This window comes from Pseudomonas sp. WS 5011, from assembly GCF_012985775.1.
Classification (GTDB): Bacteria; Pseudomonadota; Gammaproteobacteria; order Pseudomonadales; family Pseudomonadaceae; genus Aquipseudomonas; species Aquipseudomonas peli.
The window spans coordinates 191,957-214,060 of record NZ_JAAQXA010000002.1; the positions used below are offsets into that span (position 1 = coordinate 191,957).

Genomic DNA, 22,104 nt, shown 5'->3' on the forward strand with positions numbered 1-22,104 from the left:
CGTGACGCTTTATTCAACAAAACACAGCCATAAAAAAACCGGCCTTTACAGGCCGGTTTTTTATGCAGCATCAAGCAGGTTTAGCGAACGCCCGCCTGGCGCAGGGCCGCTGGGGTGTAATCACTTTCCTTGGCAGGGTAGTCGAACTCGTAAGCACTTTTCTCTTCGTTCTTCATACCCATAGCCAGGTAACGACCAGACAGCAGGTCATACAAGGTCTCAACGCTGTACCACGGTACTTGCTTGTCGTAGTAGTACTGAGCATGAGCCTCAGCTACACGCCACAGGGTACCGCGACCGTCGTAATGGTCGATTTGCGCTGCTTGCCAGGTATCTTCGTCAAGGAAGAAGTCACGCTTGGCATAGATGTGACGCTCGCCAGCTTTCAGGGTTGCAGTTACGTGCCATACACGATGCAGCTCGTAACGGGTCAGGTCCTGGTTGATGTGGCCAGCTTTGATGATCTCGTCATACTTCAGCTTCGGCGAGTCCAAACGGTAGCTGTTGTAAGGAATGTAGATTTCCTTCTTACCGTTGAGTTTCCACTCATAACGGTCTGGAGCACCGTTGAACATGTCGAAGTTGTCTGAAGTACGCAGACCATCAGCTGCAGTACCTGGGCCGTCATACGACACCTGCGGAGCACGGCGCACACGACGCTGACCGGCGTTGTACAGCCACGCCAGACGCGGCTCTTTCACCTGATCGAGCGTCTCGTGTACCAACAGTACGTTACCAGCCAGACGCGAAGGCGCAGTCACCCGCTGCTTGAAGTAGAACAGTACGTTGCTTTCCTTGCTCGCATCGAAGTCGGTCAGCGCATCACGGAAGGTGAACTCATCCTGGAAGTAGACCAGCGAGTAGGAACCATTCGGCTGCGGAGTCGCCTGGGTTACCACGCGACGCAAGCTACCGCCACGATAACGGGTGATGTGGTTCCAGATCACTTCCAGGCCGTTCTGCGGAATCGGGAAGGGGTTGGCGGTCTGGAAGTTCTCCAGGCCGTTACCACCCTGCACCATTTTGGTGTTAACCGCGTTCTGCTTGGTCGCCTCCAGCACGGCAGCCGGCAGATTGGCCGAGCGCTGGGTCGGGAAGACCGGCATCCTGTAGCTTTCCGGGTAGCGCTTGAACATGGCCAACTGGCCAGGGGTCAGCTTGTCCTTGTATTGGTCGACGTTCTGCGCGGTGATGGTGAACAGCGGCTGCTCGTTGGCGAACGGATCGGCCAAAAAGCCACGCGGATCGACCGCACCGGCGTTGGCCGGCAGGCCGCCAGTCCAGGCTGGGATCGACCCATCGGCATTGCCTGCCATCTCGGCGCCTACCGGAGTCAGGGTGTTGCCCAACTTCGCAGCCTCGTCAGGCGACACTGCCGCCATCACGCTGGTCGCCAGCAGAGACAGGGTCAGCACGCCGGATTGCAACAGGTTTTTTTTCACGTTCATCTGCATAGTGTCCTTATTCCTCGTTCGCATTTAGAAGCTCACGCCGAAGCTGACGGCCAGGAAGTCGCGGTCGACCAAAGTGTTGTAGTCGCCGCCGAAGAAGTTGGTGTAGGAGAGGCTGGTGGTGTAGGTGTTCTGGTATTCGGCATCGAGTCCGATGCTGATGGCCTTGGCGCCTTCGTTGAACACCGGCCCATAGCCGTCCACGTCATGGGACCAGGCTACATTCGGCTTGAGGTTGATACCGGCGAACACGTTGTTGTAGTCGAGGATGCCACGCGCCCGGTAGCCCCAGGAGCCGGAGGTGTAGAAGCCATGCCGGCCGTTCATGGCGATGGCGCTCGCATCGTTGTAACCGCCGTAGATCGCATCGCGGCCATAACGTACCTTGTCCAGGCTTTCCAGGCCACCGATGCGGGTGTAGCCGATCTCGCCGACCAGGGTCATCCGCTCGGCGCCGAGTACCTGATCGATGAAGTGGGTGAAGGTGGTCTGCAACTGGGTGACTTCCTTGCGGTTGTAACCTCGGTGCGCCTGCCCGGCCTGGGCCAGCGCCGCCGATACGTTGCCGACGGCCAGCGCACCGCCGATGCCGCTGGCCAACCAGCCGGTAGTGTCGACTGTATTGATCTGCAGCGGCATGTTCGGCCGGTAGCTGATCTCGCCCTGCCACGCGGTGCCGGTGGGCAGGGTGGTCGAGAAGCTGGCGCCATACAGGCGGATGTCTTCCGGGTAGTCCAGGAAGTAGCTGCCGGTTCCCAGCAGGCCCAGGGAAACGAATGGCGTCTGGAAAGCCGCCGGAAGACGTCCCGCGGTAGTCGCGATGGCGGCAATGGATGCCGCATCGGCATTGATGTAGCTCACGTTCGGCGTGCGGCTATGGTAGTTGAGCGCATACAGGCCGTATTCGGCCTCGTCGCCCAGCCAGCGCAGGGCCACGCCCCACTGGCCGCTGTCGCGCGCATCGTTGTCTCCGGCACGGCGCAGCATGACACCCTCGGAGCTGCCGGCGGCTCCCACGGCGCCCAGGGCGCCGGCCAGTCCCGCGGGATAGCTCTGCACATGGTAGTTGCTGGCACAACCATCCTGCAGCACGTCGACGGCGAAGAAGGTACCGCAGTTGTCGACGACCGTCTGGTCCCACTCCAACTGGTAGAAGGCCTCGGCAGACAACCGGTCGGTCAGACTCTGAGCCACATAGAGCATATTGACCGGGATCAGGCCTTCCTTGACCTCGGCACCTGGGCGGCGGAAGGCGGCGACGTCGACCGGGTTGATCGCGTTGATGCCGTTGATGATGAAGGTGCTCTCACCCCAGCTCACCACCTGCTTGCCCAGACGTACCGATCCAGGCTGGTCACCGATCGCGTAGTTGTGGTAGATGAAGGCGTCGAGAATCTCGGCCCCCGATGACTGTGCTCCCTCCTTGCGGTTGCTATCGCTGATGTCCTTGAAAAGGCGGCTTTCGTCCTTCAGTTCGAAGTCATACCAGTACTTGCCGCGCACGAATACGCCGGTGTCGCCGTATTTAAGTTCAAGATCGTGGATACCCTTGAAGATCTTCGAGAAGGTCTCGCCGCGCTTGAAGTTCAGGCGGCCGTCGTCACCGGTCTGGGTGAAGCCGGTACCGCCATTGGACGAACCGATCAGGTCACGATCCCGTTTGGCGGTCGACCAGCTCGCCCCCACCGACAGCGACGAATCGAACTGCCCTTCGATCTCACCGATATTGAAAGTGACGCCGAATGCCGGAGCGGCAAGGGTGGAAGCGAGGCTGACGGCCAGCGGCAGTTTTGCCAGGCGCCAGTAGGGTTTTGTTTTTGTTGTCATCGACGCTACTCCATGTGTTTTTTGTTATGGATGCTTTGACTATAGCCAGCGGGTACTACTGCGTGATCCCTCTAAAGTGTGATTTGCAGCCCTCAGGCACTCTGGCTCGCAGGTTTCGGCGTGTTTGGCGCTCCCGACCGAACCAAGAATGGGTTGTTAAGAGCAATTAGCAAGCCAAACGCTTGTTTGACTGAGCAGTCACTTAAAAACAATCTTCTACCTACACTAACCCGCCTGCTACTCATAACCTACCGCGTTGAACCTGCACCTTCGCCACCACAGGTAAAGCCTTGCTGGGCGGGCCTTACAGCCTTATTACAGTGACGCTGCACTGCGGACGAGCACGCTGCTACATCCGCCGCACACCGGTTCAGACAGTCGACAAAAACGCGCTCCCGGCGGCCTGCCACTGAGCGATATCCAGGCGAATGCGTTTCTTATCCAGCTTGCCGACGCTGGTCTTGGGAACTTCGGTAACAAGTGCAATTTGCGACGGTATCGCCCACTTGTTGATGCTGCCCTGATCGACAAAAGGCTTGAGGTGTTCTTTGAGGCCTTTGGCATCCAGGCTTTGCCCGTCACGCAGCACCAGCAGAGCAAACGGGCGCTCGCCCCACTGCGGATCGGCCACGCCAACCACTGCCACTTCACGAACCGCCGGGTGACGGCTGATAAGGTCTTCCAGCTCCAGAGAGGAAATCCACTCGCCACCGGTTTTGATCACATCCTTGATGCGGTCGCGAATTTCGATAAAGCCCATGTCATCAATAGCGGCCACATCGCCGGTGTGCAGCCAGCCGTGCTCCCACAGCTCTTCACTCTTTTGCGGCTCGCGGAAGTAACCCTGGGTCAGCCAAGGCGCACGCAGTACCAATTCACCCTGGGCTTCGCCATCGTTGGGCAGCAACTGGCCTTCGCTGTTCATGATTGCCGCTTCCACCAAAGGCACGGGCACGCCGGCTTTGATGCGGTAGGCCGTGCGCTCGTCTTCGCTGCCCGCCAGCAACTCTTCATTGATATAGGCGCAGGAGATCAGCGGACAAGTTTCCGACATGCCATAGGCGGCCGTGAGTTGAATACCGGTGGCCTTAGCGGCTTCGTAAAGGGCGCGATTGAGGGCGCTGCCACCGATGATCATGCGCAGACCGCCAAAATCATGGCCTTTGGCGCTCGGGGTGTTCATCAGCATTTGCAGGATGGTGGGCACGCAGTGCGAGAAGGTGACCTTCTCCTGCTGGATCAGCTTCATCAGCAACTCCGGCTCATAGCGACCCGGGTATACCTGCTTGACGCCGAGCATGGTCGCCACATACGGCACGCCCCAGGCATGCACGTGGAACATCGGGGTGATGGGCATGTACACATCGGCATTGCCCATCAGACGGATGCTGTCCAGTGCGCTGACGGTCGAGGCCATGGCCATGGTGTGCAGCACCAGTTGACGGTGAGTGAAGTACACACCCTTGGGGTTGCCGGTGGTGCCGGTGGTGTAGAAGGTGGTGGCCACGGAGTTTTCGTCGAAATCGGCGAATTCATAGGCCGGGCTGGCAGCAGCCAACAGCATTTCATATTCACCGACCAGGCCACCCAGCTCGGCTGTTTTATCGGCGGTGTCGGTGAGCAGAATAGTTTTTTCGACCGTAGTCAGTTGCCCTTCGATACTCTGATAGAGCGGGACGAACTCACTGTTGACCAACACAAACTTATCGTCGGCGTGGTTCATGGTGTAGAGAATCTGATCCGCCGAGAGACGGATGTTAATGGTATGCAGCACCGCGCCGATCATCGGGATGGCGAACATGCACTCTAGGTAACGGTGGCTGTCCCAGTCCATCACGGCCACGGTATCACCGGCCTTCACACCTGCTTCGGTGAGCACATTGGCCAAGCGGGCGATGCGCTCGTTGAGGGTGGCGTAGCTGTAACGCAGTTGGTCGCGGTAGACGATCTCGCGAGTTTTTTCGTAACGAATGCCAGACAAGAGCAGGCGCTTGATCAACAGCGGCGCAGGGTGAGCATTCTCAGCGGGAGCAATCAGACGGGTCTGCAGCATGGCGATACCTGTTTATGGTTTTTATCAGTGGCGCCAATCTAGAGCCCTCGCCGCCCGCTCAAATCAGCCCAAAGAATGATTTTGGGCGTGACTCTTTGGCCATTTCTGGTCACGCAGTAGAATCCCTGGCGGGTTCTACGGTTTTTGCCTCAGTCTTTAAGGAGTTCTCCGATGTCCGATATCGTCATTGTCAGCGGCGCACGCACGCCGATGGGTGGTTTTCAAGGCAGCCTGTCGAGCGTTGCAGCGGTTGATTTGGGTGCGGCTGCCATTCGTGCAGCGGTTGAGCGCGCCGGGGTTGCGCCTGCCGATGTGCAGGAAGTGATCATGGGCTGCGTGCTGCCCGCCGGCCTCAAGCAAGGCCCGGCGCGTCAGGCGTCGCTGAATGCCGGCCTGCCATCGGCCACGGGCTGCACCACCATCAACAAGCTCTGCGGTTCGGGCATGAAAGCGGTGATGATGGCCTTTGATTCGCTCAAGGCCGGCAGCAACAACGTGATGATCGCCGGCGGCATGGAGAGCATGTCCAACGCGCCCTACGTGATGACCAAAGCCCGCGCCGGCTTGCGCATGGGCCATGGCGAGATCAAAGACCACATGTTCCTCGACGGCCTGGAAGATGCGCGCACCGGCCGCCTGATGGGCTCTTTCGCCCAGGAAACTGCTGACCAGTACGGCATCACCCGTGAGCAGATGGATGCCTACGCCATCGAGTCGCTGAAACGCGCTCAGGCCGCCATCGCCAGCGGTGCGTTGGATGCGGAAATCGTTCCGATCACCGTCAGCGGCCGCAAGGGTGATGTCGTGATCAAGGATGACGAGCAGCCGCTGAACGCCAATCTGGAGAAAATCCCCGGCCTGAAACCTGCCTTCCGCAAGGACGGCAGCATCACCGCGGCCAACGCCAGCTCGATCTCCGACGGGGCCTCGGCGCTGCTGTTGATGACCGCTGAAGAAGCCGCCAAGCGTGGCCTCAAGCCGCTGGCGAAGATTGTCGCCCACGCCACCCAGAGCCAGGACCCAAGCGAGTTCACCATAGCGCCGATTGGCTCGATCAGTAACCTGCTGAAGAAAACCGGTTGGGACAAGGCCGACGTTGACCTGTACGAGATCAACGAAGCCTTCGCCATGGTCACCATGCTGGCTATTCGTGAACACGGCTTGGATCACGCCAAGGTCAACGTCTACGGCGGCGCTTGCGCCCAGGGCCACCCGGTAGGTTCCACCGGCTCGCGGATCATCCTGACCCTGATCAACGCGCTGAAAAATACCGGCGGCAAACGCGGCATCGCCTCGCTGTGCATCGGTGGCGGCGAAGCCACTGCTGTAGCGGTTGAGCTGATCTAAAAGGATCGATGCATGGCCGCAATGGCCATGTTCAAGCTGCGGTAACGGGCCAGCCTTGCGCTGGCCCGTTGCGTTTTAGATGCCGATCTTGTCCAGCGACTTGCCGACTTTGCGCCAGAAGCTGCGCTGCATGCGCTCGGTTTCGCCGCTGGCGGCAATCTGCTCGAAGGGCTGGATTTCACGGGTGGTGCCGATTTCTGTTGCAGCCACTTCGCGGGACACCAGCTGCAGTGGACCATCGCCCTGACTGGGCGCCTGCTCATTGACCGGCGGCGGGTTGAGTTCGTCATAGCGCAGGTAGTAGATGCCACCTGCTTCGGCATCCAGGGTAAAGCTGCTGATCAGGGTGAAGTCCAGCGGGCCGTCGGCGAAGAAGGTCCAGTGCGTGCCAAACAACGGCCGGCGCATCTCCAGCTGGTAACTGGCGATATCAAACTCCAGCACCATATAGGCATTGCTCGGCAGGCTGCCTATACGGGCGTTGTTCAGAAACAGCGCCGGAGCTTCTAGCTCCTGATCCGCCCAGTCGCTCTGCGGACGGTAGAGGTAAACCAGCGCGTGGTTGTCATCGCTGAGCACATGCTCACGAAACGCTTCGCCCTCGGTGGCGCCAAAGAACGCCCCAGGGGTCGAGCAACCACTCAAGGCAACCACCAACAGCACCGCAAGCCAGGGCAGACCACGCATCGACAGCATCCTTATTCGAGTTATAGGCCGAGCATAGCGGCGCCCTGCCCGGCCCACACCAGACAAAAGTGCGGGCCGAAAAAGTGCGGGTTAGCGGCGACGATCGAGCAGGTTGACCAGCAACTGATCCAGCGCCCCCCAGATAGACTGCTGCAGCCGGCGCCACCAGGGCCGTGCACGCCAATCGGCCAGGGTGATTTCCTGGCTATCGGCAAAGTCCGCCTGAAAGCTCGCTGCCACGCTGGCGGTAAAGGCAGGATCGAGCGCTTCCAAGTTGGCGTCCAGATTGAAGCGCAGGTTCCAGTGGTCGAAATTGCACGAGCCGACGCTGACCCAGTCATCCACCAGCACCATCTTCAGGTGCAGAAAGCGCGGCTGGTACTCGAATATCTGCACCCCCGCTTTGAGCAGACTGGCGTAATAGCGCTGCCCGGCAAAGCGCACCGGCGGATGATCAGTGTGATGCCCAGCCAGCAGCAGGCGCACGTCTACACCCCGTTTGGCCGCTTGACGTAAAGTGCGGCGCACCCGCCACGTCGGCAGGAAATACGGTGTAGCCAACCAGATACGCTGCTTGGCGCCACGTAAGGCGCGCACCAGAGAGAGCAGGATATCGCGGTGCTGCGACGCATCGGCAAAGGCCACCCGACCCAAGCCCTGCCCCAGCGCTGGCAAAGCCGGCAGATTCTTCAGGCGTAACGGCATGCGCGGTCGCCAGGCGATCCACGCCTGAGACGCCTGCCACTGACGCTCGAACAACTGTTGCCAGTCGGCCACCAGCGGCCCGCTGATTTCCACCATGACTTCATGCCAACGGCTGCTGTCTTGTTCCGGCTGCCAGAATTCATCGGTCGCGCCCGTACCGCCGACAAAGGCAAATTGCCCATCGACCAGCAGCAGCTTGCGGTGATCACGGTGAAAGTTGCGCACGCCATGCTTCCAGCGCAGCGGGTTGTACCACTGCACCTGCACGCCGGCCGCCTGCAGAAGCTGACGATCCGCCATTTGCAGCCCCTGCGCGCCAAAGGCATCCAACAAACAGCGCACGGCAACACCACGCTGAGCCGCCGCGCAGAGCGACTCGAGCAGGGCTTTGCCACAGGCTCCGCTTTCCACCAGATAGAGTTCCAGTTCGACCTGTCGCTGCGCGGCGTCGATGCGCGCCAGCATCTGCACGAAAAACTGCGGCCCGTCGATCAGCAACGTCAGCGCGTTACCGCGTCGCCAAGGAAAGACGTTATGCGGCATGACGGTTCATGTTGCAGTTGATTCTGCGCATTGCGTCTCACGCATGGAAAATTGAGACGCCACCATAGCCGCCCAGCAGGGCCTTGCAAACCCTGCCGACGGAACGACCAGATAGCCATCTTGTTACGGCAGCGGCGCAGCCTGCGGTAACAACTGGCACCCCTGACGCGGGCCCAGCCACTGAGCACTCTGGGTGCTGCCCAGGCCGCGCGCGGTCACGCGCTTGTTGGCTTGGTCGTCGAAAAAGCCGGAGAGCGAAACATACTGCGCCACATACGCCTCGCAGTAGTCGGCCGGATTGTTCGCCACATAGCGGCACGAACAATATTCCTTGGCCGAGTAGGCGCCGATGATGCCGGGGAAGGCTTGCAGGTGTGCGCGGTTCTGCCAGGCAAGAGCGGCGAGCAACAGCACAATCAGCAACAACAGGCTGCTGAACGGACGACGACGAATCATGGCTGCACCTCATCGGCCAACGCGGCGAGAACCAACTTGAGGAAATGGTTGCGATCAAAGCTGCCATCGCGGTCATCGGCATAGCGCACGATCACCAGATTTTCGCTGGCGATCACATACAAGCCCTGCCCCCAGTGCCCGGACGCCACCAGGGTGTCCTCCGGCGCATCCGGCCACGGCCTGCTTGCACCGGCTACCGCCGCGTTCAGCCACCACTGGCCGCCTGGTACAGCTTCGCCGGGCTTGTCAGCTTGTGGCTGGTAGTTGGCAAAGGGCGTGCGGTTGAAGTCGACCCAGGCCTTTGGCAGTAACTGCTGCTCGCCCCAGCGACCATCGTGCTGCATCAGCAGGCCGACACGGGCCAGGTCACGGGCGCTCATATACACGTAGGAAGAACCAACAAAGGTGCCGGCGGCATCACGCTCCCATACGGCAGTGGTAATGCCGAGCGGATCGAACAATGCAGTCCAGGGATAATCGGCGTAAGCCGCTTCGCCTACGATGTTCTTCAACGCGGCGGCGAGCACGTTGGTATCGCCACTGGAATAGCGGAAGCGCTCGCCCGGCTCGGCATCGGCGCTGTGCGCGGCGGTGAACGCCGCCATATCACTGCGGCCGCGGGTGTAGAGCATTGCCACCACCGAGGATTTCAGCGGCGCATATTCATAGTCTTCCTGCCAATCCAGGCCCGAGGCCCAATTGAGCAAATGCCCGACCTTGATCTGCGGATGCGCCGCAAACGGCGGGTAGTAATCCGCCACCGGCGCATCCAGACGGAAGAGGCCCTGACCATAGGCCACACCCATGGTGGTGGCCAACAGGCTTTTGGCCATCGACCAGGTCAGGTGTGGCGTGGCGGCAGTGGTCGGCGCGGCGTAGCGCTCGTAAACCACCTGGCCATCGCGGATCACCAACAGGGCATCGGTACGTACGCCCTTGCGGGTGGCGTCATCGCGGGCCGGGAAGGCATAGTTTTCCAGCTCGCTGAGCGCGGCGCTGGGCGCGACCAACTGGCTGTACCAGTCGTTGCCAGGCCAATTCTCGGCGTGCGCCGTGGCGCAGCCTAGGGCGAAGATGCACGCCAGCATCAGCCGCCGCGCGGGAAAGGGAGTGAAGGACATGGAGCCGCCTCTGCTGGGATCGAAGGCGGCACCGTAGCATGGCGCTGATGACGACAAAAAGCGCCGAACACGCCGGTTTAGCCGGTGATTCGGCGCGAAAAGTCACTGTGCGAAAAGCTGTTTAAAGTCTCGCGAACGAGAGACCTGTTTTTAACGCTGCAGGGCCGATGCGCAGCAGACTTCAAGCTCGCGCTTATTTAGGCAAACGGAAATCTTCCGGCCCCATCAGATCCATGCCGCACTCCAGGTTCTCGATCCAGTAGAGAAAAGCATTGATCATTTCCGCGCCGACAAAAGGCCGGCCGTGCTGCGGCACGATCATCGCCACATCCATCTCTCGGACCATCGCCGCCCACAGGCGGCAGACCTTGTTACTGGCCATATAGCGTCGGTGAAAGCCAAGCATGTTCGGCACATGGTTGACGAAGTCGCTCACCGGGTGCGCGTCATCAACCATCGAGGCGCCCATATCGCCGGAAAACAGGATCTTGCTCACCGGGTCATACAGCTGGAAGTTGCCCACCGAGTGGAGAAAGTGCGCAGGCACCGCCTTGAGCGTGCATTTGCCCAGAGCAAACGACTGGCCGCGGTCCGGCAGCGCGATGATCCGGTCAAAGGTGTTGATGCCACGGCTGAGTGCCAGGTAGTTGGCCGTCAGATGCGGCAGAAAACGCGCCCAGAGCTTGGAGCAGATCACCCGTGCACGCGTGTGCAGCAGCCATTTGTCCAGCGAGGCGATGATGTCCGGGTCCTGGTGCGAGGCAAAGATGTAAGTCAGGTCCTGCACCGGGATATGCTTGGACAGCTCCAGCGATAACGACGTGTAAGTCAGATCGCCGCCCGGATCGAGCAGCAGGTACTGCTCGTTGTCGGTGATCAGAAACTGGTTGGACTGCACGCCCTCCCCGCTGACCAGATCATCGAACATCATGCATTGATGCTCGCCGTTATCGAACAGCACTATGGGCTCGCGTCGCATGGCAGGCTCTCTCCCGAAAGCCCGCGAGCTTACTGACGCAGCGGCTCAGCCTTACTGATCTGGATCAAGCCGGCACGCCATGCCGAGTTAAAGGTTGATGCCGAGCACAGCCTGCGCCTTCTGCAGACGTTTGCTGCGCGCGCTGCCGGCAATCGTCAGCAACCCCTTGTCGCGCTGCCAGAGCTGCGCCCAATGCGCATCACCAGCAGCAAAGGCGTTGTCCAAATCAGGGCGTAGGCTGTCGAACTGGGCAAACAGCCCAGCCAGCATCACGTGACTGCCCGCCGCACTTGGGCATTGCCGCGCCACTTCCGCGCAGCCGGCCAGCAAGCCGAGCAAGCGCAATTGCAGGGCCTGCGGCCAGGCCGACTCCTGGCCCACACCAAACAGCCAGGCAGTCAGCGCCGCCAGCACGTGGGTGTCTTCCAATGTGCGGAAGGGTTTTACGTAGTCATCCCAGCCATCGCCGGCCAGCCGTTCGCACTGCGCGCCCTGCAGATGCAGACGGCCATGGCTGACATCCGGCATCAACGGCAACGCTGGCAGCGTCTCGATCTGCACACCCGGCGCGCCATTGCGCACCACGCCTAGAGCCAGCTGCACCGGCGCGCCGCCAGCTTCCTCACGCGCAGCCACCAAGAGCCAGTCGGCGGCTTCGGCGGCGGTAACGAAATCCTTGCGGCCTTCAAGGGTCAGCGCGTCGATCCGCGTCGTCATATCAGCCGGGCGGGTGCTGCGGTTTTCGGTGACGCACAGCGCGCCCAAGGTCCAGGGCGCGGCCGGCCAGAGTGCGCGCAACGCGCCCTGATAGCCGGCGAGAAACGCCAGCCCTGGCGTAGCTGCCAGCCGACCACCGAGCAAGGCCAGCTGCAACGGGGCCGGGTGGCCGATGCGTTCCAGCAGGCTGGCGTACCACTCCTCCAGCCCCCCGACCGGCAGGCGCGCTTGCGGGCTCAACAGCTGTTGCCAGGGCATGCATTACTCCTTAATGGAATTATCGAAGTCACTGTCACACAAGCATCACCAAAGATTCACGGAGGTGACACCGCCGCTACCTAGCCTGAGCTTGCCCAACAAGATCGACCGGCTGCAAGGCAAAAAGCCGGCTAACGGAGATGACGGCATGACCCAGATGGCAATCACACGCGACCGCACTACCCCCGCTCGTCGCCTGCAGGCCGAGCGCTTACACGGCGCTGCCGCCCTGCGCGAAGCCCAGGCGCTGCGCTTTCGCGTATTCAGCGCCGAATTCGATGCCAAGCTCAAGGGTGCCGAACTGGGCCTGGACATGGATGACTACGACATTCACTGCCAACACATCGGCGTGCGTGATCTCAACAGCGGTGAGCTGGTGGCCACTACCCGCCTGCTCGACCACCGCGCTGCCGCCAGCCTGGGGCGCTTCTACAGTGAAGAAGAATTCAGCCTGCACGGCCTGCCACACCTCGAAGGCCCGGTACTGGAAATCGGCCGCACCTGCGTCGACGCGGCCTACCGCAACGGCGCGACCATCGCCGTGCTCTGGGGCGAGTTGGCAGAAGTGCTTAACGAAGGCGGTTACCGCTACCTGATGGGCTGCGCCAGCATCTCCATGCAGGACGGTGGCATCCAGGCCCAGGCGATCATGCAGCGCCTGCGCGAACGCTACCTGTGCACCGAGCATTTGCGCGCCGAACCGAAAACCCCGCTGCCGGCGCTGGATGTGCCGAGCAACGTGATCGCCGAAATGCCGCCGCTGCTCAAGGCTTATATGCGCCTGGGCGCGAAGATCTGTGGCGAGCCGTGCTGGGACCAGGATTTCCAAGTCGCTGACGTGTTTATCCTGCTCAAGCGTGACGAGCTGTGCCCGCGCTATGCACGGCACTTCAAAGCGGCTGTTTAACAGCAGGTCGGAGTAATCTTGCACAACTCGCCGGCACTCTGTAGACAGTGCCGGCGTTTGTGTTTTTGTCGCGAGAGTGTTCGATGAAGAAAGTGCGTTTATACCTGCGCCTGGCGCGCCTGCTGCTGGTGATCAGCCTCGGCACCCTGCTGGCCGGAGGCATTACTTTGCTTGAGCGCCTGGTGCGGCATGACCTGATGCCGACCCGTCAGCGCCTGACCCGCTGGTTTCTCGCGCGCCTGGCAGGAGCGCTGCCATTCCGCTTGCAGGTGCAGGGCGAGCTGCCGCGCCAGCCGATGCTGTGGGTCAGCAACCACGTGTCCTGGACCGATATTCCGCTGCTCGGCATGCTCACTCCGCTGTCCTTTCTGTCCAAGGCCGAGGTACGCACCTGGCCGGTGGCCGGTTGGCTGGCGCACAAGGCCGGCACCCTGTTTATCCGCCGCGGCTCGGGTGATAGCGGCCTGCTCAGCCAGCAGCTGGGCAACCACTTGCAACGCGGGCGCAACCTGCTGATCTTCCCCGAAGGCACCACCACTGATGGGCTGGGGCTGCGCACCTTCCACGGCCGCTTGCTGAGCAGCGCGATCGACAGCGGGGTTTACATACAGCCAGTGGCCATCCGTTACCTGCGTGATGGCAAACCCTGCAGCGTGGCGCCGTTTATCGGCGATGACGACATGCTCTCGCACCTGCTGCGCTTGCTCGGCAGCGAGTTGGGTGAAGTGCAGATCCAGCTGCTGACACCGATTGCCAGCCGTGAGCTGAACCGCAATGCCCTGGCTCGCGCGGCGCAGCAAGCGATCAGCCAGGCGCTGTTTGGCACAGCTGAACTACGCGAGGAAGAAAGCCGGGCCGCTTAATCAACCAGTCCACGCTCGCGCGCCACGAAGGCCTGCAATTCGGGATAGAACTGGCGAAAATCCTCCAGTAGCGGCTGATACAGCCGCTCCAGCTCGGCCGCACCGCCGGCCAGCAAGCCTGGCCGCGATAGTCGCCGATCAATCCCCGCGACCACCTGGTCCAGCACGGCAAAATCGCGGTAACTGCCAAGCCAGTCCTGCGCGGCCATGCGTGGCGCAATGTGCGCCAGACGCTCAGGCAAACGCGGCTCGGCGGCCAGCACCTGATACACCCGCCCGGTAAAGCGCGGCAATGGCTCGGCGGCATAGTCGCCCCAATTCAGCGCCAGGCAGTGATCGAAAAACACATCCAGCAAGATGCCGCTGTAGCGCCGCCGCTCAATGGCAAAACGCGCCCGTGCCTGCGCTTGCAGCGGGTGGCTGTCGGTGAACACATCGATGCGCCGATGCAGGTGGATCGCCGCTTCGATATCCGCCGGCCACTGCCCGGCCAGCGGCCCCTTGACGAAATCGCCATACAGACTGCCTAGAAGTTGTGCCGGCGCGTCGCCGCCGAGGTGTAAATGCGCGAGGTAGTTCATCCCATGAGCTTACACATCAGCAGGCGTGATGATGACTATCGCCACGAACGATCTGTATATCGTCAAAAGCCGATATAAAGTTCGCCCCATCGCGATACAGCGTTACGGCACACAGGGGATAACCTGCATGCAACTGGACATCGATGAAGTGATCAAGGCCCTGGCTCATCCTGTGCGGCGCGACATCCTGCATTGGCTGAAGGACCCGCAGGCGTATTTCGCCGACCAAGATCACCCGCTGGAAATCGGCGTGTGCGCCGGCAAGATCGACCAGCGCACCGGGCTGTCGCAATCAACAGTCTCTGCGCATCTGGCCACCCTGCAGCGCGCCGGCCTGATCAGCAGCAAGAAGGTCGGCCAGTGGAACTTCTTCAAACGCAATGAAGAAACCATCCAGGCGTTCCTCAGCCACATGAGCCAAGCGCTCTAAAACTAATTGTTCATTCACCCTTTTTTCAGGAGCTGACGGCATGCCTGCAGCGCTTCTCGTCCTCGCTTTATCCGCGTTTGCCATCGGCACCACGGAATTCGTCATCATGGGCCTGCTGCCAGAAGTGGCTGGCGACCTCGCCGTGTCGATTCCCGGTGCCGGCTGGCTGGTCACCGGTTACGCTCTCGGCGTGGCCATCGGTGCGCCCTTTATGGCCCTGGCCACCGCCAGTTGGCCGCGCAAAGCCTCACTGCTGACGCTGATGAGCATCTTTATCGCCGGCAACCTGTTCTGCGCCCTGGCCAGCGATTACCAGATGCTGATGCTCGCCCGGGTGATCACCTCCCTCTGCCATGGTGCCTTCTTCGGTATCGGCTCGGTGGTGGCCGCCAGCTTGGTGCCGGCCAATCGCCGCGCGTCAGCAGTCGCTTTGATGTTCACCGGCCTGACCCTGGCCAACGTGCTGGGCGTGCCACTGGGCACCGCCCTCGGTCAGTACGCCGGCTGGCGCTCGACCTTCTGGGCCGTGACCCTGATTGGCGTGATTGCCCTGATTGGCCTGTGGCGCGTATTACCGAGCAAAACCGATGAAACCAAGGCCGACTTCGCCAGTGAAGTGCGCGCCCTGCGCGGTGCCGGCTTATGGCTGGCGCTGAGCACCACGGTGTTGTTCTCTGCGGCGATGTTTGCCCTGTTCACCTACATCGCGCCGCTGCTTGGCGAAGTCACTGGCGTATCGCCCAACGGCGTAACCTGGACCCTGCTGTTGATCGGCCTTGGCTTGACCCTGGGCAACGTGCTCGGCGGGCGCCTGGCCGACCGCAGCCTGAAAGCCACCCTAATCGGCGTATTCGTCGCCATGGCGGTGATTTCCACCCTGTTCAGCTGGACCAGCCAGGCGCTGATCCCCGCCGAAATCACCCTGTTCCTCTGGGCCACCGCCGCCTTCGCGGCCGTGCCGGCCTTGCAGGTCAATGTGGTGGCCTTTGGCAGCGGCGCACCGAATCTGGTGTCGACCCTGAATATTGGCGCATTCAACCTCGGCAACGCCCTCGGCGCCTGGGTTGGCGGCCTGGTGATCGCCGAAGGATTCGGCCTGACCCGCGTACCCCTGGCCGCTGCCGCTCTGGCTGTACTGGCGCTGCTGGCCACCCTGCTGACTTTCAGTACCCGTAGCCCTGAACCGCAACTTGCACTCAACGAATAACCTGAGAGGACCGTCCCATGACCACACTTTTCGACCCGATCCAGATTGGCGATCTGCAACTCAACAACCGCATCATCATGGCGCCGCTGACCCGCTGCCGCGCCGATGAAGGCCGCGTGCCCAACGCGCTGATGGCCGAGTACTACGTGCAGCGCGCCAGTGCAGGCCTGATCATCAGTGAAGCCACGGCCGTGACCCCAATGGGCGTCGGCTACCCGGATACCCCCGGTATTTGGTCGGATGATCAGGTACGCGGCTGGAGCAATGTGACCAAGGCCGTGCACGCTGCAGGCGGCAAGATCGTCCTGCAACTGTGGCACGTTGGGCGCATTTCCGACCCGATCTACCTGAACGGTCAACTGCCGGTCGCACCGAGCGCCATCCAGCCGGCGGGTCACGTCAGCCTGGTGCGCCCGATGAAGGACTTCGTCACCCCGCGCGCCCTGGAAACTGAAGAAATCGCCGACATCGTCGAGGCCTATCGCCTGGGCGCGGAAAACGCCAAGGCCGCCGGCTTTGACGGCGTGGAAATCCACGGTGCCAACGGTTACCTGCTCGACCAGTTCCTGCAGAGCAGTACCAACCAGCGCACCGACCGCTACGGCGGCAGCCTGGAAAACCGCGCACGCCTGCTGCTGGAAGTCACTGATGCAGCGATTGAAGTCTGGGGCGCTGGCCGCGTAGGTGTCCATCTGGCACCGCGTGCCGACAGCCATGACATGGGCGACGCCAACCGCGCCGAGACCTTCACCTACGTCGCTCGTGAACTGGGCAAACGCGGCATCGCCTTTATCTGCGCCCGCGAGAAGGAAGCCGACGACAGCCTGTCGCCAAGCCTGAAACAAGCCTTCGGCGGCGTGTTTATCGCCAACGAGCGCTTCACCAAGGATCAAGCCAATACCTGGCTGGCTGAAGGCAAAGCCGATGCAGTGGCCTTTGGCATTCCGTTTATCGCCAACCCGGACCTGCCGGCGCGCCTGGCGCAGGATGCCGAGCTGAACACCCCGCACCCGGAAACCTTCTACGGCAAGGGCCCGGTCGGCTACCTCGACTACCCAACGCTGTAATTAAGGTGATCAAACCGGCATAAAAAAGCCCGCCAATTGGCGGGCTTTTCTTTGCAACAGTTTTAGAACTACTTCAGGTCTAGCGAGCTAGAGCGAGACAAGGCAGAAATGGCCGAGGGCGCGGAGTTTACTGGTTGTAAATGAGCAGTACTCGTTTCACTCGCCCTTCGGGCTGCGCTAAAGCGCGTTAGCGGCAAGCCGCTTTCCGAGGCCATTTCTAACGCCGTATCGCCGATGCGCAGCAGACCGATCCTTAGCGTGCGTCGATCTGCTGCTGCAGGTTCAGTACCTGCGCCTGCAGGGTGCTGATATTGCGGCTCATCTGCGCGCGGAACGCATCGAACTCGGCGGTGCTGCTGCCGGCAGAGCGGGTTTCCAGGTCGCTTTTCAACACCAGCAGGTCCTGCTCCACACGGGCAATCGCCTGGCTGGAATTACCCTGTTTCTTCAGCGCATCAATCTCGCTGCGCAGACCGGCAATTTTCTCGTCGAACTTGCTCTGCCCGGCCAGTGCGCTTTTCAGGGTGGCTTGCTCGCTTTTCAGCGCGGCCTGCTCGGCAGTGAGCTTCTTCAGAGTGGCTTCGAGCTTTTCGCCACCACCTTCCTGGCCTTTCAGCTGCGCGGCCAGTTGCTCAAGGCGCTTGCTCTGTTCCGTGTTCTGCCCACTGGCGCCCTGCTGTTGTTTGCTCAGCTCGGCCAGTTTGCTTTCCAGTTGCTTGACCTGCAGCTTCAGCGCTTCACTGCCGCTGGTGACCGAGGATTCGGTGGCCACCACCTTGCCGGAAATATCCTGAATACGACCGGCGGCTTCCTCGCTGATGCGCGCAAAGCTTTCCTGGGTCGCCACCAGTTGCTGCTCCATTAGGCTGATCTGCTGGAAACTCCACCAGCCGAGCCCGCCCAGGGCAATCATCAAGGCGCCAACCAGTGCCCAGAGCGGGCCAGTGCTGGCCGACTTCACCGGCGCAACGGCCGCCGCACGGCCATTGGCAGGGCTGCGCGCAGGCTCCGACTGCTCGGCGGCATAGTCATCGTGATCGCGGTGATCTGCCCGCAGGCTAGGCACGTGATCGAGTTCGTCGTTGGCATCGTTACGCATGGGTCAACCTTCAGTAGCAGAATGCCGCGCAGTATACCGATTCGCGCGCAGGGCTTCAGTGTCGCGCCATGCCAGTGCAAGGTGCACCGACGAAGGGCACGGCTCAGGCCATCGACCCGCTGTAAGCCGCGCAGTTCCGCAGAATGTGAGCTGGTACGCGCTTTGCAATTGTCTATTTGCGACGTTTTCGTAGCACCAGGGAGCAAAGGTGTTGCAGGCGCGATCCGCGCGCGGGAAACGCGGCGAGACCAGGCTGGTGGCATTCAGGATGGATGACACCCAGCCCACTTGTACTGACGGGGGAAAGGTCCATGGAGCTGAACAGAGAAGTACTGGATTGCATGATGAGCTTGCGCCGCAGGCTGCGCGAAGAATTGACGGTGGACATCCGCATGAGCCAGCCGGATGCGATCAACAGCATGCTCAGCGCCTGTCTCACCTCAAGCAGTGAGGAAACCCGGCAACTGGGGCAACTGCTGGCCCAATACAGCGACCGCCCCTTCGGCGAGCCAGCGAGCACACCACGCATGCAGGCCGGACACCCGCTACTGGTGGAAGAAAACGCACACCGCCCGTCTAGCGCCTCGGTGCGCATGTATCGCGGTCAGCGCGTTTACGCCTGAGATCTGTTTACCGGCAGTCAACTCGGGTGATGCGCCTGCCACCAGGCGCAGAACTCATCCAGTGCACTCCATAAACTGGCCTTGGGTTCGTACTCCAGATACTGCTGCGCGCGGCTGATATCCAGGGAGAAATCCTTAGCCATCACCGCCACACCCAGGCGGAACAGGGTCGGTTCAGGTCGCCCCGGCAGCAGCTTGCACACACCTTCATTCAAGGCCGCCGCGCCATAGGCCAGGCTATAAGGCAGGTGACGGGTGACCGGCGGCAGGTCGAGTTTGCGCAGCACATAATTGACCACATCCCACAGCGGCACTGGCGCGCCATTGCTGATGTTGTAGACCTGCCCCAGCGCCGGGCCGGCCGCCAGCAGGCAGCTCATCAGCGCTTCGTTGAGGTTGTGCACGCTGGTGAAATCAACCTTGTTCAGGCCGTTGCCGATGATCGACAACCGCCCCTTGCGTTGCATATTGATCAAGCGCGGAAAGATGCTGGTGTCACCCGCCCCAGTGACAAAACGCGGACGCAGTGCCAGCACCTCCAGGCCGAACTCCTGGGCGGCAAACACCTGCTGCTCAGCGAGAAACTTGGTTTTGCCGTAGTGATCGGAAAACCGCTTGGGCAGCTGTTCTTCACGCAGACCGACATGCGCCTGGCCATCGAAATACACCGACGGCGACGACAGATGCACCAAGCGCCGCACCTTCTGTTTCAAACAGGCGTCAACCACGTTTTCGGTGACCGTGACATTGGCCTGATAGAAATGCTCGTAACGCCCCCAGACGCCGACCGCGCCGGCGCAGTGCACCACCATTTCGACATCCCGGCACAGCTGCTGCACCAGTTCCGGGTCGGACAGATCGCCCTGGACAAACTCCGCGCCACGCGCACACAGATGCTCAACACCCTCGGCACGCCGACCGTTGACCCGCACACTCAGGCCCTGCTCCAAGGCAAATCGGGCGAAACGCCCGCCGATAAAGCCACTGGCCCCAGTTACCAGAATCTTCATTGCCGCCCCCCTTTGCCGTGATTGCAGGCCACTCTAGCAGCGCATGCAGGGTGCTGCCGTGGCATTGCAAGCCAGAACAACGACTGCACACACCCTGCGATAGGCACGCACACGCTGCGGTAACCGCTAAGCTGTGCCCCAACATCACAGCATTGGAGGACAACGGGATGGCCATGCACTGGATGATCTATGGCGCCAACGGCTACACCGGCCACTTGATCGCCGCCGAAGCCAAGCGCCAGGGACTCACGCCCATTCTGGCTGGACGCAACCCGGCCGCCGTACACGCACTGGGCAGCCTGCTGGGCCTGGAATGCCGGATATTCGATATCCACCAACTGGATCGTGCCAAGGAAGCCCTGGCGGATGTTGCCGTGGTTGCCCACTGCGCAGGGCCCTTTTCGGCCACCAGCGCACCGATGCTCGATGCCTGCCTGGCCAGCGCCACCCACTATGTCGACATCACCGGCGAGATCAGCGTGTTCGAAGCCGCTCACCAGCGCGATCAACAAGCCCGCGAACTGGGCTTGGTGGTATGCCCCGGCGTGGGCTTCGATGTGATCCCCAGCGATTGCCTCGCCGCTTGCCTGCACCAGGCCCTGCCCGATGCCACGCACCTGGCGCTGGGCTTCGACTCTGGCAGCGGGCTGTCGCCCGGTACGGCGAAAACCTCGGTGGAAGGTCTGAAGTTTGGCGGTAAGGTACGTCGCGCAGGCGTGATCACCGATGTACCGCTGGGCTATAAACGCCGTGCCATAAACTTCGGCCGTGGTGAAAAACCGGCGGTGACGATTCCCTGGGGCGATGTCTCCACCGCCTACCACTCCACCGGCATCGACAATATCGAGGTGTACCTGCCGACACCGACAGTGGCCGCGATTGTCATGCGCCTGATCGACCCGCTGCGCGGCCTGCTGGGCCTGGATGCGGTGCAAAACTGGCTCAAGCGGCTGATCGAAAAACGCGTCAGCGGCCCCGATGAAAGCAGCCGCGCACGTCAGCGCACCTGGCTCTGGGGCGAAGCGCGCAACGCCTCCGGCGTGGTGAAAACGGCGCGCCTGGAAACCGCCAACGGCTACGACGTCACCGTGCATGGCGCCTTGCTGGCCGTGCAGCACTTGCTGAACTACAGCGGCCCTGGCGGCTACTTCACCCCCACCAAGCTGCTTGGCGAGCGCTGCGTGGAACAGCTGCCGGGCTCGGGCAAAGTGGTTATTTCCTGAGGTCTACCAGGCTATGGCCTGCGGCCTGGGTGAGGTGGTGCGTCAGCTGATTAAGCAACTCACCACCATTGCGCCAATGGTGCCAGTACAGCGGCACATCGATTGGCCGATCACTGATCAATTCGACCAGCTCGCCACGGGCTATTTCACCCTGCACCTGCAGCTCCGGGATCAGCCCCCAGCCGAACCCGGCCTGAGCCAGACGGATAAATCCCTCAGATGACGGGCACAGATGGTGGGCAAACCCACCCTCCACGCCGAGGCCGGACAGGTAGCGATGCTGCAATAGATCATCCGGGCCGAATACGATGGCCGGCGCGTGGGCCAATGCCTGCGCGGTCACGCCTGTCGGGAAGTTCCGAGCAATAAATCCTGGGCTGGCCATAGCGCGGTATCGCATCGCCCCCAGCAACACGGCACGGGCACCGGCGACGGGACGCTCGCTGGCGCACACGCAGGCCGCCACGTCTCCGGCACGCATGCGCTTGAGGCCAACCTCCTGATCCTCCACTACCAGATCCAGCAGCAAACGCTGTTCGGTACAGAATGCGCCCACCGCGCCGGCCCACCAGGTGGCCAGGCTGTCGGCGTTCAGCGCAATGCGCAGGCGCTCCGGCAAACCGCCCTCATCCAGCCCCGGCACCTGCGCCTGAATATCGCGTTCCAGCAACCGCACTTGTTGCACATGGTTAAGCAAACGCCGACCGATTTCCGTCGGCGCCGGCGGCACCGCACGTACCAACACCGGCTGACCAACACGCGCCTCTAGCAACTTGATCCGCTGCGACACGGCCGATTGCGACAACCCCAGCACCTGCGCCGCCCGCTCGAAGCCGGCCTGTTCGACAACCGCAGCCAGGGCGGCGAGTAGTTTGTAATCCAACAAAATCAGATTTCCTAATGAGTGATCAGGATTATTGGTTTCTCTTATATACCCAGCCGCAGCAGAC

The 22,104-nt window shown here is 61.5% G+C and carries 21 protein-coding genes; 8 read left to right on the plus strand and 13 right to left on the minus strand.

The annotated features are described in order from the left end of the window. Positions 1-80 precede the first annotated feature (80 nt). The 3 genes from HBN63_RS03260 to HBN63_RS03270 all read right to left on the minus strand — a co-directional run bounded on the left by HBN63_RS03260 (position 81) and on the right by HBN63_RS03270 (position 5,331). Complete coding sequence (locus tag HBN63_RS03260) at positions 81-1,448, minus strand: DUF1329 domain-containing protein (protein WP_170048377.1); 1,368 nt, start codon at positions 1,446-1,448, stop codon at positions 81-83. Between the two features lie 30 nt (positions 1,449-1,478). Continuing rightward, positions 1,479-3,278: a DUF1302 domain-containing protein gene (locus HBN63_RS03265; RefSeq protein ID WP_170048378.1), complete on the minus strand. Its 1,800-nt coding sequence runs from the start codon at positions 3,276-3,278 to the stop codon at positions 1,479-1,481. Positions 3,279-3,648: 370 nt separating this feature from the next. Continuing rightward, the gene (locus HBN63_RS03270) at positions 3,649-5,331 is read right to left on the minus strand and encodes a fatty acid--CoA ligase (RefSeq protein ID WP_170048379.1); all 1,683 of its coding nucleotides are present in this window, start codon (positions 5,329-5,331) and stop codon (positions 3,649-3,651) included. Positions 5,332-5,502: 171 nt separating this feature from the next. Here HBN63_RS03270 and HBN63_RS03275 point away from each other — a divergent pair, with 171 nt between their 5' ends. Next, positions 5,503-6,678 carry an acetyl-CoA C-acyltransferase gene (locus HBN63_RS03275; protein WP_170048380.1) on the plus strand — a complete coding sequence of 392 codons (1,176 nt, stop codon included), beginning with the start codon at positions 5,503-5,505 and terminating at the stop codon, positions 6,676-6,678. 75 nt (positions 6,679-6,753) lie between these two features. Here HBN63_RS03275 and HBN63_RS03280 read toward each other — a convergent pair whose 3' ends face one another. The 6 genes from HBN63_RS03280 to HBN63_RS03305 form a co-directional block, all read right to left on the minus strand. Then, the gene (locus HBN63_RS03280) at positions 6,754-7,365 is read right to left on the minus strand and encodes a DUF2846 domain-containing protein (RefSeq protein WP_170048381.1); all 612 of its coding nucleotides are present in this window, start codon (positions 7,363-7,365) and stop codon (positions 6,754-6,756) included. 90 nt (positions 7,366-7,455) lie between these two features. Continuing rightward, a complete protein-coding gene (locus HBN63_RS03285; protein ID WP_170048382.1) occupies positions 7,456-8,613 on the minus strand; it encodes a phosphatidylserine/phosphatidylglycerophosphate/cardiolipin synthase family protein in 1,158 nt (385 codons plus the stop codon). A gap of 123 nt (positions 8,614-8,736) precedes the next feature. Further along, on the minus strand, positions 8,737-9,069 hold the full coding sequence (locus HBN63_RS03290; protein WP_167142403.1) for an amidase: 333 nt from the start codon (positions 9,067-9,069) through the stop codon (positions 8,737-8,739). Beyond that, positions 9,066-10,157, minus strand: a complete 1,092-nt coding sequence (locus HBN63_RS03295; protein WP_262498877.1) for a serine hydrolase — start codon at positions 10,155-10,157, stop codon at positions 9,066-9,068. Before HBN63_RS03295 ends, HBN63_RS03290 begins: the two co-directional genes overlap by 4 nt. A gap of 226 nt (positions 10,158-10,383) precedes the next feature. Then, the gene (locus HBN63_RS03300; RefSeq protein WP_170048384.1) at positions 10,384-11,169 is read right to left on the minus strand and encodes an MBL fold metallo-hydrolase; all 786 of its coding nucleotides are present in this window, start codon (positions 11,167-11,169) and stop codon (positions 10,384-10,386) included. An 87-nt stretch (positions 11,170-11,256) separates the two neighbouring features. Then, on the minus strand, positions 11,257-12,144 hold the full coding sequence (locus tag HBN63_RS03305; RefSeq protein WP_170048385.1) for an acyl-CoA dehydrogenase family protein: 888 nt from the start codon (positions 12,142-12,144) through the stop codon (positions 11,257-11,259). Between the two features lie 148 nt (positions 12,145-12,292). Here HBN63_RS03305 and olsB point away from each other — a divergent pair, with 148 nt between their 5' ends. Together olsB and HBN63_RS03315 are read left to right on the plus strand one after the other, a co-directional pair. Next, complete coding sequence (gene olsB, locus HBN63_RS03310) at positions 12,293-13,051, plus strand: L-ornithine N(alpha)-acyltransferase (RefSeq protein WP_090249004.1); 759 nt, start codon at positions 12,293-12,295, stop codon at positions 13,049-13,051. 83 nt (positions 13,052-13,134) lie between these two features. Further along, the gene (locus HBN63_RS03315) at positions 13,135-13,914 is read left to right on the plus strand and encodes a lysophospholipid acyltransferase family protein (RefSeq protein ID WP_170048386.1); all 780 of its coding nucleotides are present in this window, start codon (positions 13,135-13,137) and stop codon (positions 13,912-13,914) included. Here HBN63_RS03315 and HBN63_RS03320 read toward each other — a convergent pair. Further along, positions 13,911-14,495, minus strand: a complete 585-nt coding sequence (locus HBN63_RS03320) for an ACP phosphodiesterase (protein WP_170048387.1) — start codon at positions 14,493-14,495, stop codon at positions 13,911-13,913. The two genes, HBN63_RS03315 and HBN63_RS03320, sit on opposite strands and share 4 nt — an antisense overlap. Positions 14,496-14,622: 127 nt before the next feature. Here HBN63_RS03320 and HBN63_RS03325 point away from each other — a divergent pair, with 127 nt between their 5' ends. From HBN63_RS03325 to HBN63_RS03335, 3 genes are read left to right on the plus strand one after another with little or no spacing between them, the layout of a single operon-like run. After that, the gene (locus HBN63_RS03325; RefSeq protein ID WP_170048388.1) at positions 14,623-14,925 is read left to right on the plus strand and encodes a helix-turn-helix transcriptional regulator; all 303 of its coding nucleotides are present in this window, start codon (positions 14,623-14,625) and stop codon (positions 14,923-14,925) included. A 40-nt stretch (positions 14,926-14,965) separates the two neighbouring features. After that, positions 14,966-16,132 (plus strand): MFS transporter, encoded by a 1,167-nt coding sequence (locus HBN63_RS03330; protein WP_170048389.1) that lies wholly within the window; start codon positions 14,966-14,968, stop codon positions 16,130-16,132. 17 nt (positions 16,133-16,149) lie between these two features. Next, positions 16,150-17,199: an alkene reductase gene (locus HBN63_RS03335; RefSeq protein WP_170048390.1), complete on the plus strand. Its 1,050-nt coding sequence runs from the start codon at positions 16,150-16,152 to the stop codon at positions 17,197-17,199. 253 nt (positions 17,200-17,452) lie between these two features. On the opposite strand, the gene HBN63_RS03340 is transcribed toward HBN63_RS03335, so the two are convergent. After that, positions 17,453-18,298 (minus strand): ATPase, encoded by an 846-nt coding sequence (locus HBN63_RS03340; protein ID WP_170048391.1) that lies wholly within the window; start codon positions 18,296-18,298, stop codon positions 17,453-17,455. 311 nt (positions 18,299-18,609) lie between these two features. Here HBN63_RS03340 and HBN63_RS03345 point away from each other — a divergent pair, with 311 nt between their 5' ends. Then, entirely contained in the window at positions 18,610-18,921 is a 312-nt protein-coding gene (locus HBN63_RS03345) for a hypothetical protein (protein ID WP_090249018.1), read from the plus strand. Positions 18,922-18,938: 17 nt separating this feature from the next. Here the strand turns inward: HBN63_RS03345 and HBN63_RS03350 are convergent, their stop codons facing one another. Then, a complete protein-coding gene (locus tag HBN63_RS03350; protein WP_170048392.1) occupies positions 18,939-19,931 on the minus strand; it encodes an NAD-dependent epimerase/dehydratase family protein in 993 nt (330 codons plus the stop codon). 167 nt (positions 19,932-20,098) lie between these two features. Between HBN63_RS03350 and HBN63_RS03355 the strand changes: the two genes are divergently transcribed. After that, on the plus strand, positions 20,099-21,154 hold the full coding sequence (locus tag HBN63_RS03355) for a saccharopine dehydrogenase NADP-binding domain-containing protein (protein ID WP_170048393.1): 1,056 nt from the start codon (positions 20,099-20,101) through the stop codon (positions 21,152-21,154). Here the strand turns inward: HBN63_RS03355 and HBN63_RS03360 are convergent. Then, positions 21,144-22,046, minus strand: coding sequence for a LysR family transcriptional regulator ArgP (locus tag HBN63_RS03360; protein WP_167354446.1), 903 nt, complete (start codon positions 22,044-22,046; stop codon positions 21,144-21,146). The genes HBN63_RS03355 and HBN63_RS03360 overlap by 11 nt on opposite strands. Positions 22,047-22,104 lie beyond the last annotated feature (58 nt).

Excerpts from the sequence above, each read along its gene's own strand:
- HBN63_RS03260 (WP_170048377.1), bottom strand. The coding sequence starts at position 1,448 with ATGAACGTGAAAAAAAACCTGTTGCAATCCGGCGTGCTGACCCTGTCT.
- HBN63_RS03265 (WP_170048378.1), bottom strand. The coding sequence starts at position 3,278 with ATGACAACAAAAACAAAACCCTACTGGCGCCTGGCAAAACTGCCGCTG.
- HBN63_RS03270 (WP_170048379.1), bottom strand. The coding sequence starts at position 5,331 with ATGCTGCAGACCCGTCTGATTGCTCCCGCTGAGAATGCTCACCCTGCG.
- HBN63_RS03275 (WP_170048380.1), top strand. The coding sequence starts at position 5,503 with ATGTCCGATATCGTCATTGTCAGCGGCGCACGCACGCCGATGGGTGGT.
- HBN63_RS03280 (WP_170048381.1), bottom strand. The coding sequence starts at position 7,365 with ATGCGTGGTCTGCCCTGGCTTGCGGTGCTGTTGGTGGTTGCCTTGAGT.
- HBN63_RS03285 (WP_170048382.1), bottom strand. The coding sequence starts at position 8,613 with ATGCCGCATAACGTCTTTCCTTGGCGACGCGGTAACGCGCTGACGTTG.
- HBN63_RS03290 (WP_167142403.1), bottom strand. The coding sequence starts at position 9,069 with ATGATTCGTCGTCGTCCGTTCAGCAGCCTGTTGTTGCTGATTGTGCTG.
- HBN63_RS03295 (WP_262498877.1), bottom strand. The coding sequence starts at position 10,157 with ATGCTGGCGTGCATCTTCGCCCTAGGCTGCGCCACGGCGCACGCCGAG.
- HBN63_RS03300 (WP_170048384.1), bottom strand. The coding sequence starts at position 11,169 with ATGCGACGCGAGCCCATAGTGCTGTTCGATAACGGCGAGCATCAATGC.
- HBN63_RS03305 (WP_170048385.1), bottom strand. The coding sequence starts at position 12,144 with ATGCCCTGGCAACAGCTGTTGAGCCCGCAAGCGCGCCTGCCGGTCGGG.
- olsB (WP_090249004.1), top strand. The coding sequence starts at position 12,293 with ATGACCCAGATGGCAATCACACGCGACCGCACTACCCCCGCTCGTCGC.
- HBN63_RS03315 (WP_170048386.1), top strand. The coding sequence starts at position 13,135 with ATGAAGAAAGTGCGTTTATACCTGCGCCTGGCGCGCCTGCTGCTGGTG.
- HBN63_RS03320 (WP_170048387.1), bottom strand. The coding sequence starts at position 14,495 with ATGAACTACCTCGCGCATTTACACCTCGGCGGCGACGCGCCGGCACAA.
- HBN63_RS03325 (WP_170048388.1), top strand. The coding sequence starts at position 14,623 with ATGCAACTGGACATCGATGAAGTGATCAAGGCCCTGGCTCATCCTGTG.
- HBN63_RS03330 (WP_170048389.1), top strand. The coding sequence starts at position 14,966 with ATGCCTGCAGCGCTTCTCGTCCTCGCTTTATCCGCGTTTGCCATCGGC.
- HBN63_RS03335 (WP_170048390.1), top strand. The coding sequence starts at position 16,150 with ATGACCACACTTTTCGACCCGATCCAGATTGGCGATCTGCAACTCAAC.
- HBN63_RS03340 (WP_170048391.1), bottom strand. The coding sequence starts at position 18,298 with ATGCGTAACGATGCCAACGACGAACTCGATCACGTGCCTAGCCTGCGG.
- HBN63_RS03345 (WP_090249018.1), top strand. The coding sequence starts at position 18,610 with ATGGAGCTGAACAGAGAAGTACTGGATTGCATGATGAGCTTGCGCCGC.
- HBN63_RS03350 (WP_170048392.1), bottom strand. The coding sequence starts at position 19,931 with ATGAAGATTCTGGTAACTGGGGCCAGTGGCTTTATCGGCGGGCGTTTC.
- HBN63_RS03355 (WP_170048393.1), top strand. The coding sequence starts at position 20,099 with ATGGCCATGCACTGGATGATCTATGGCGCCAACGGCTACACCGGCCAC.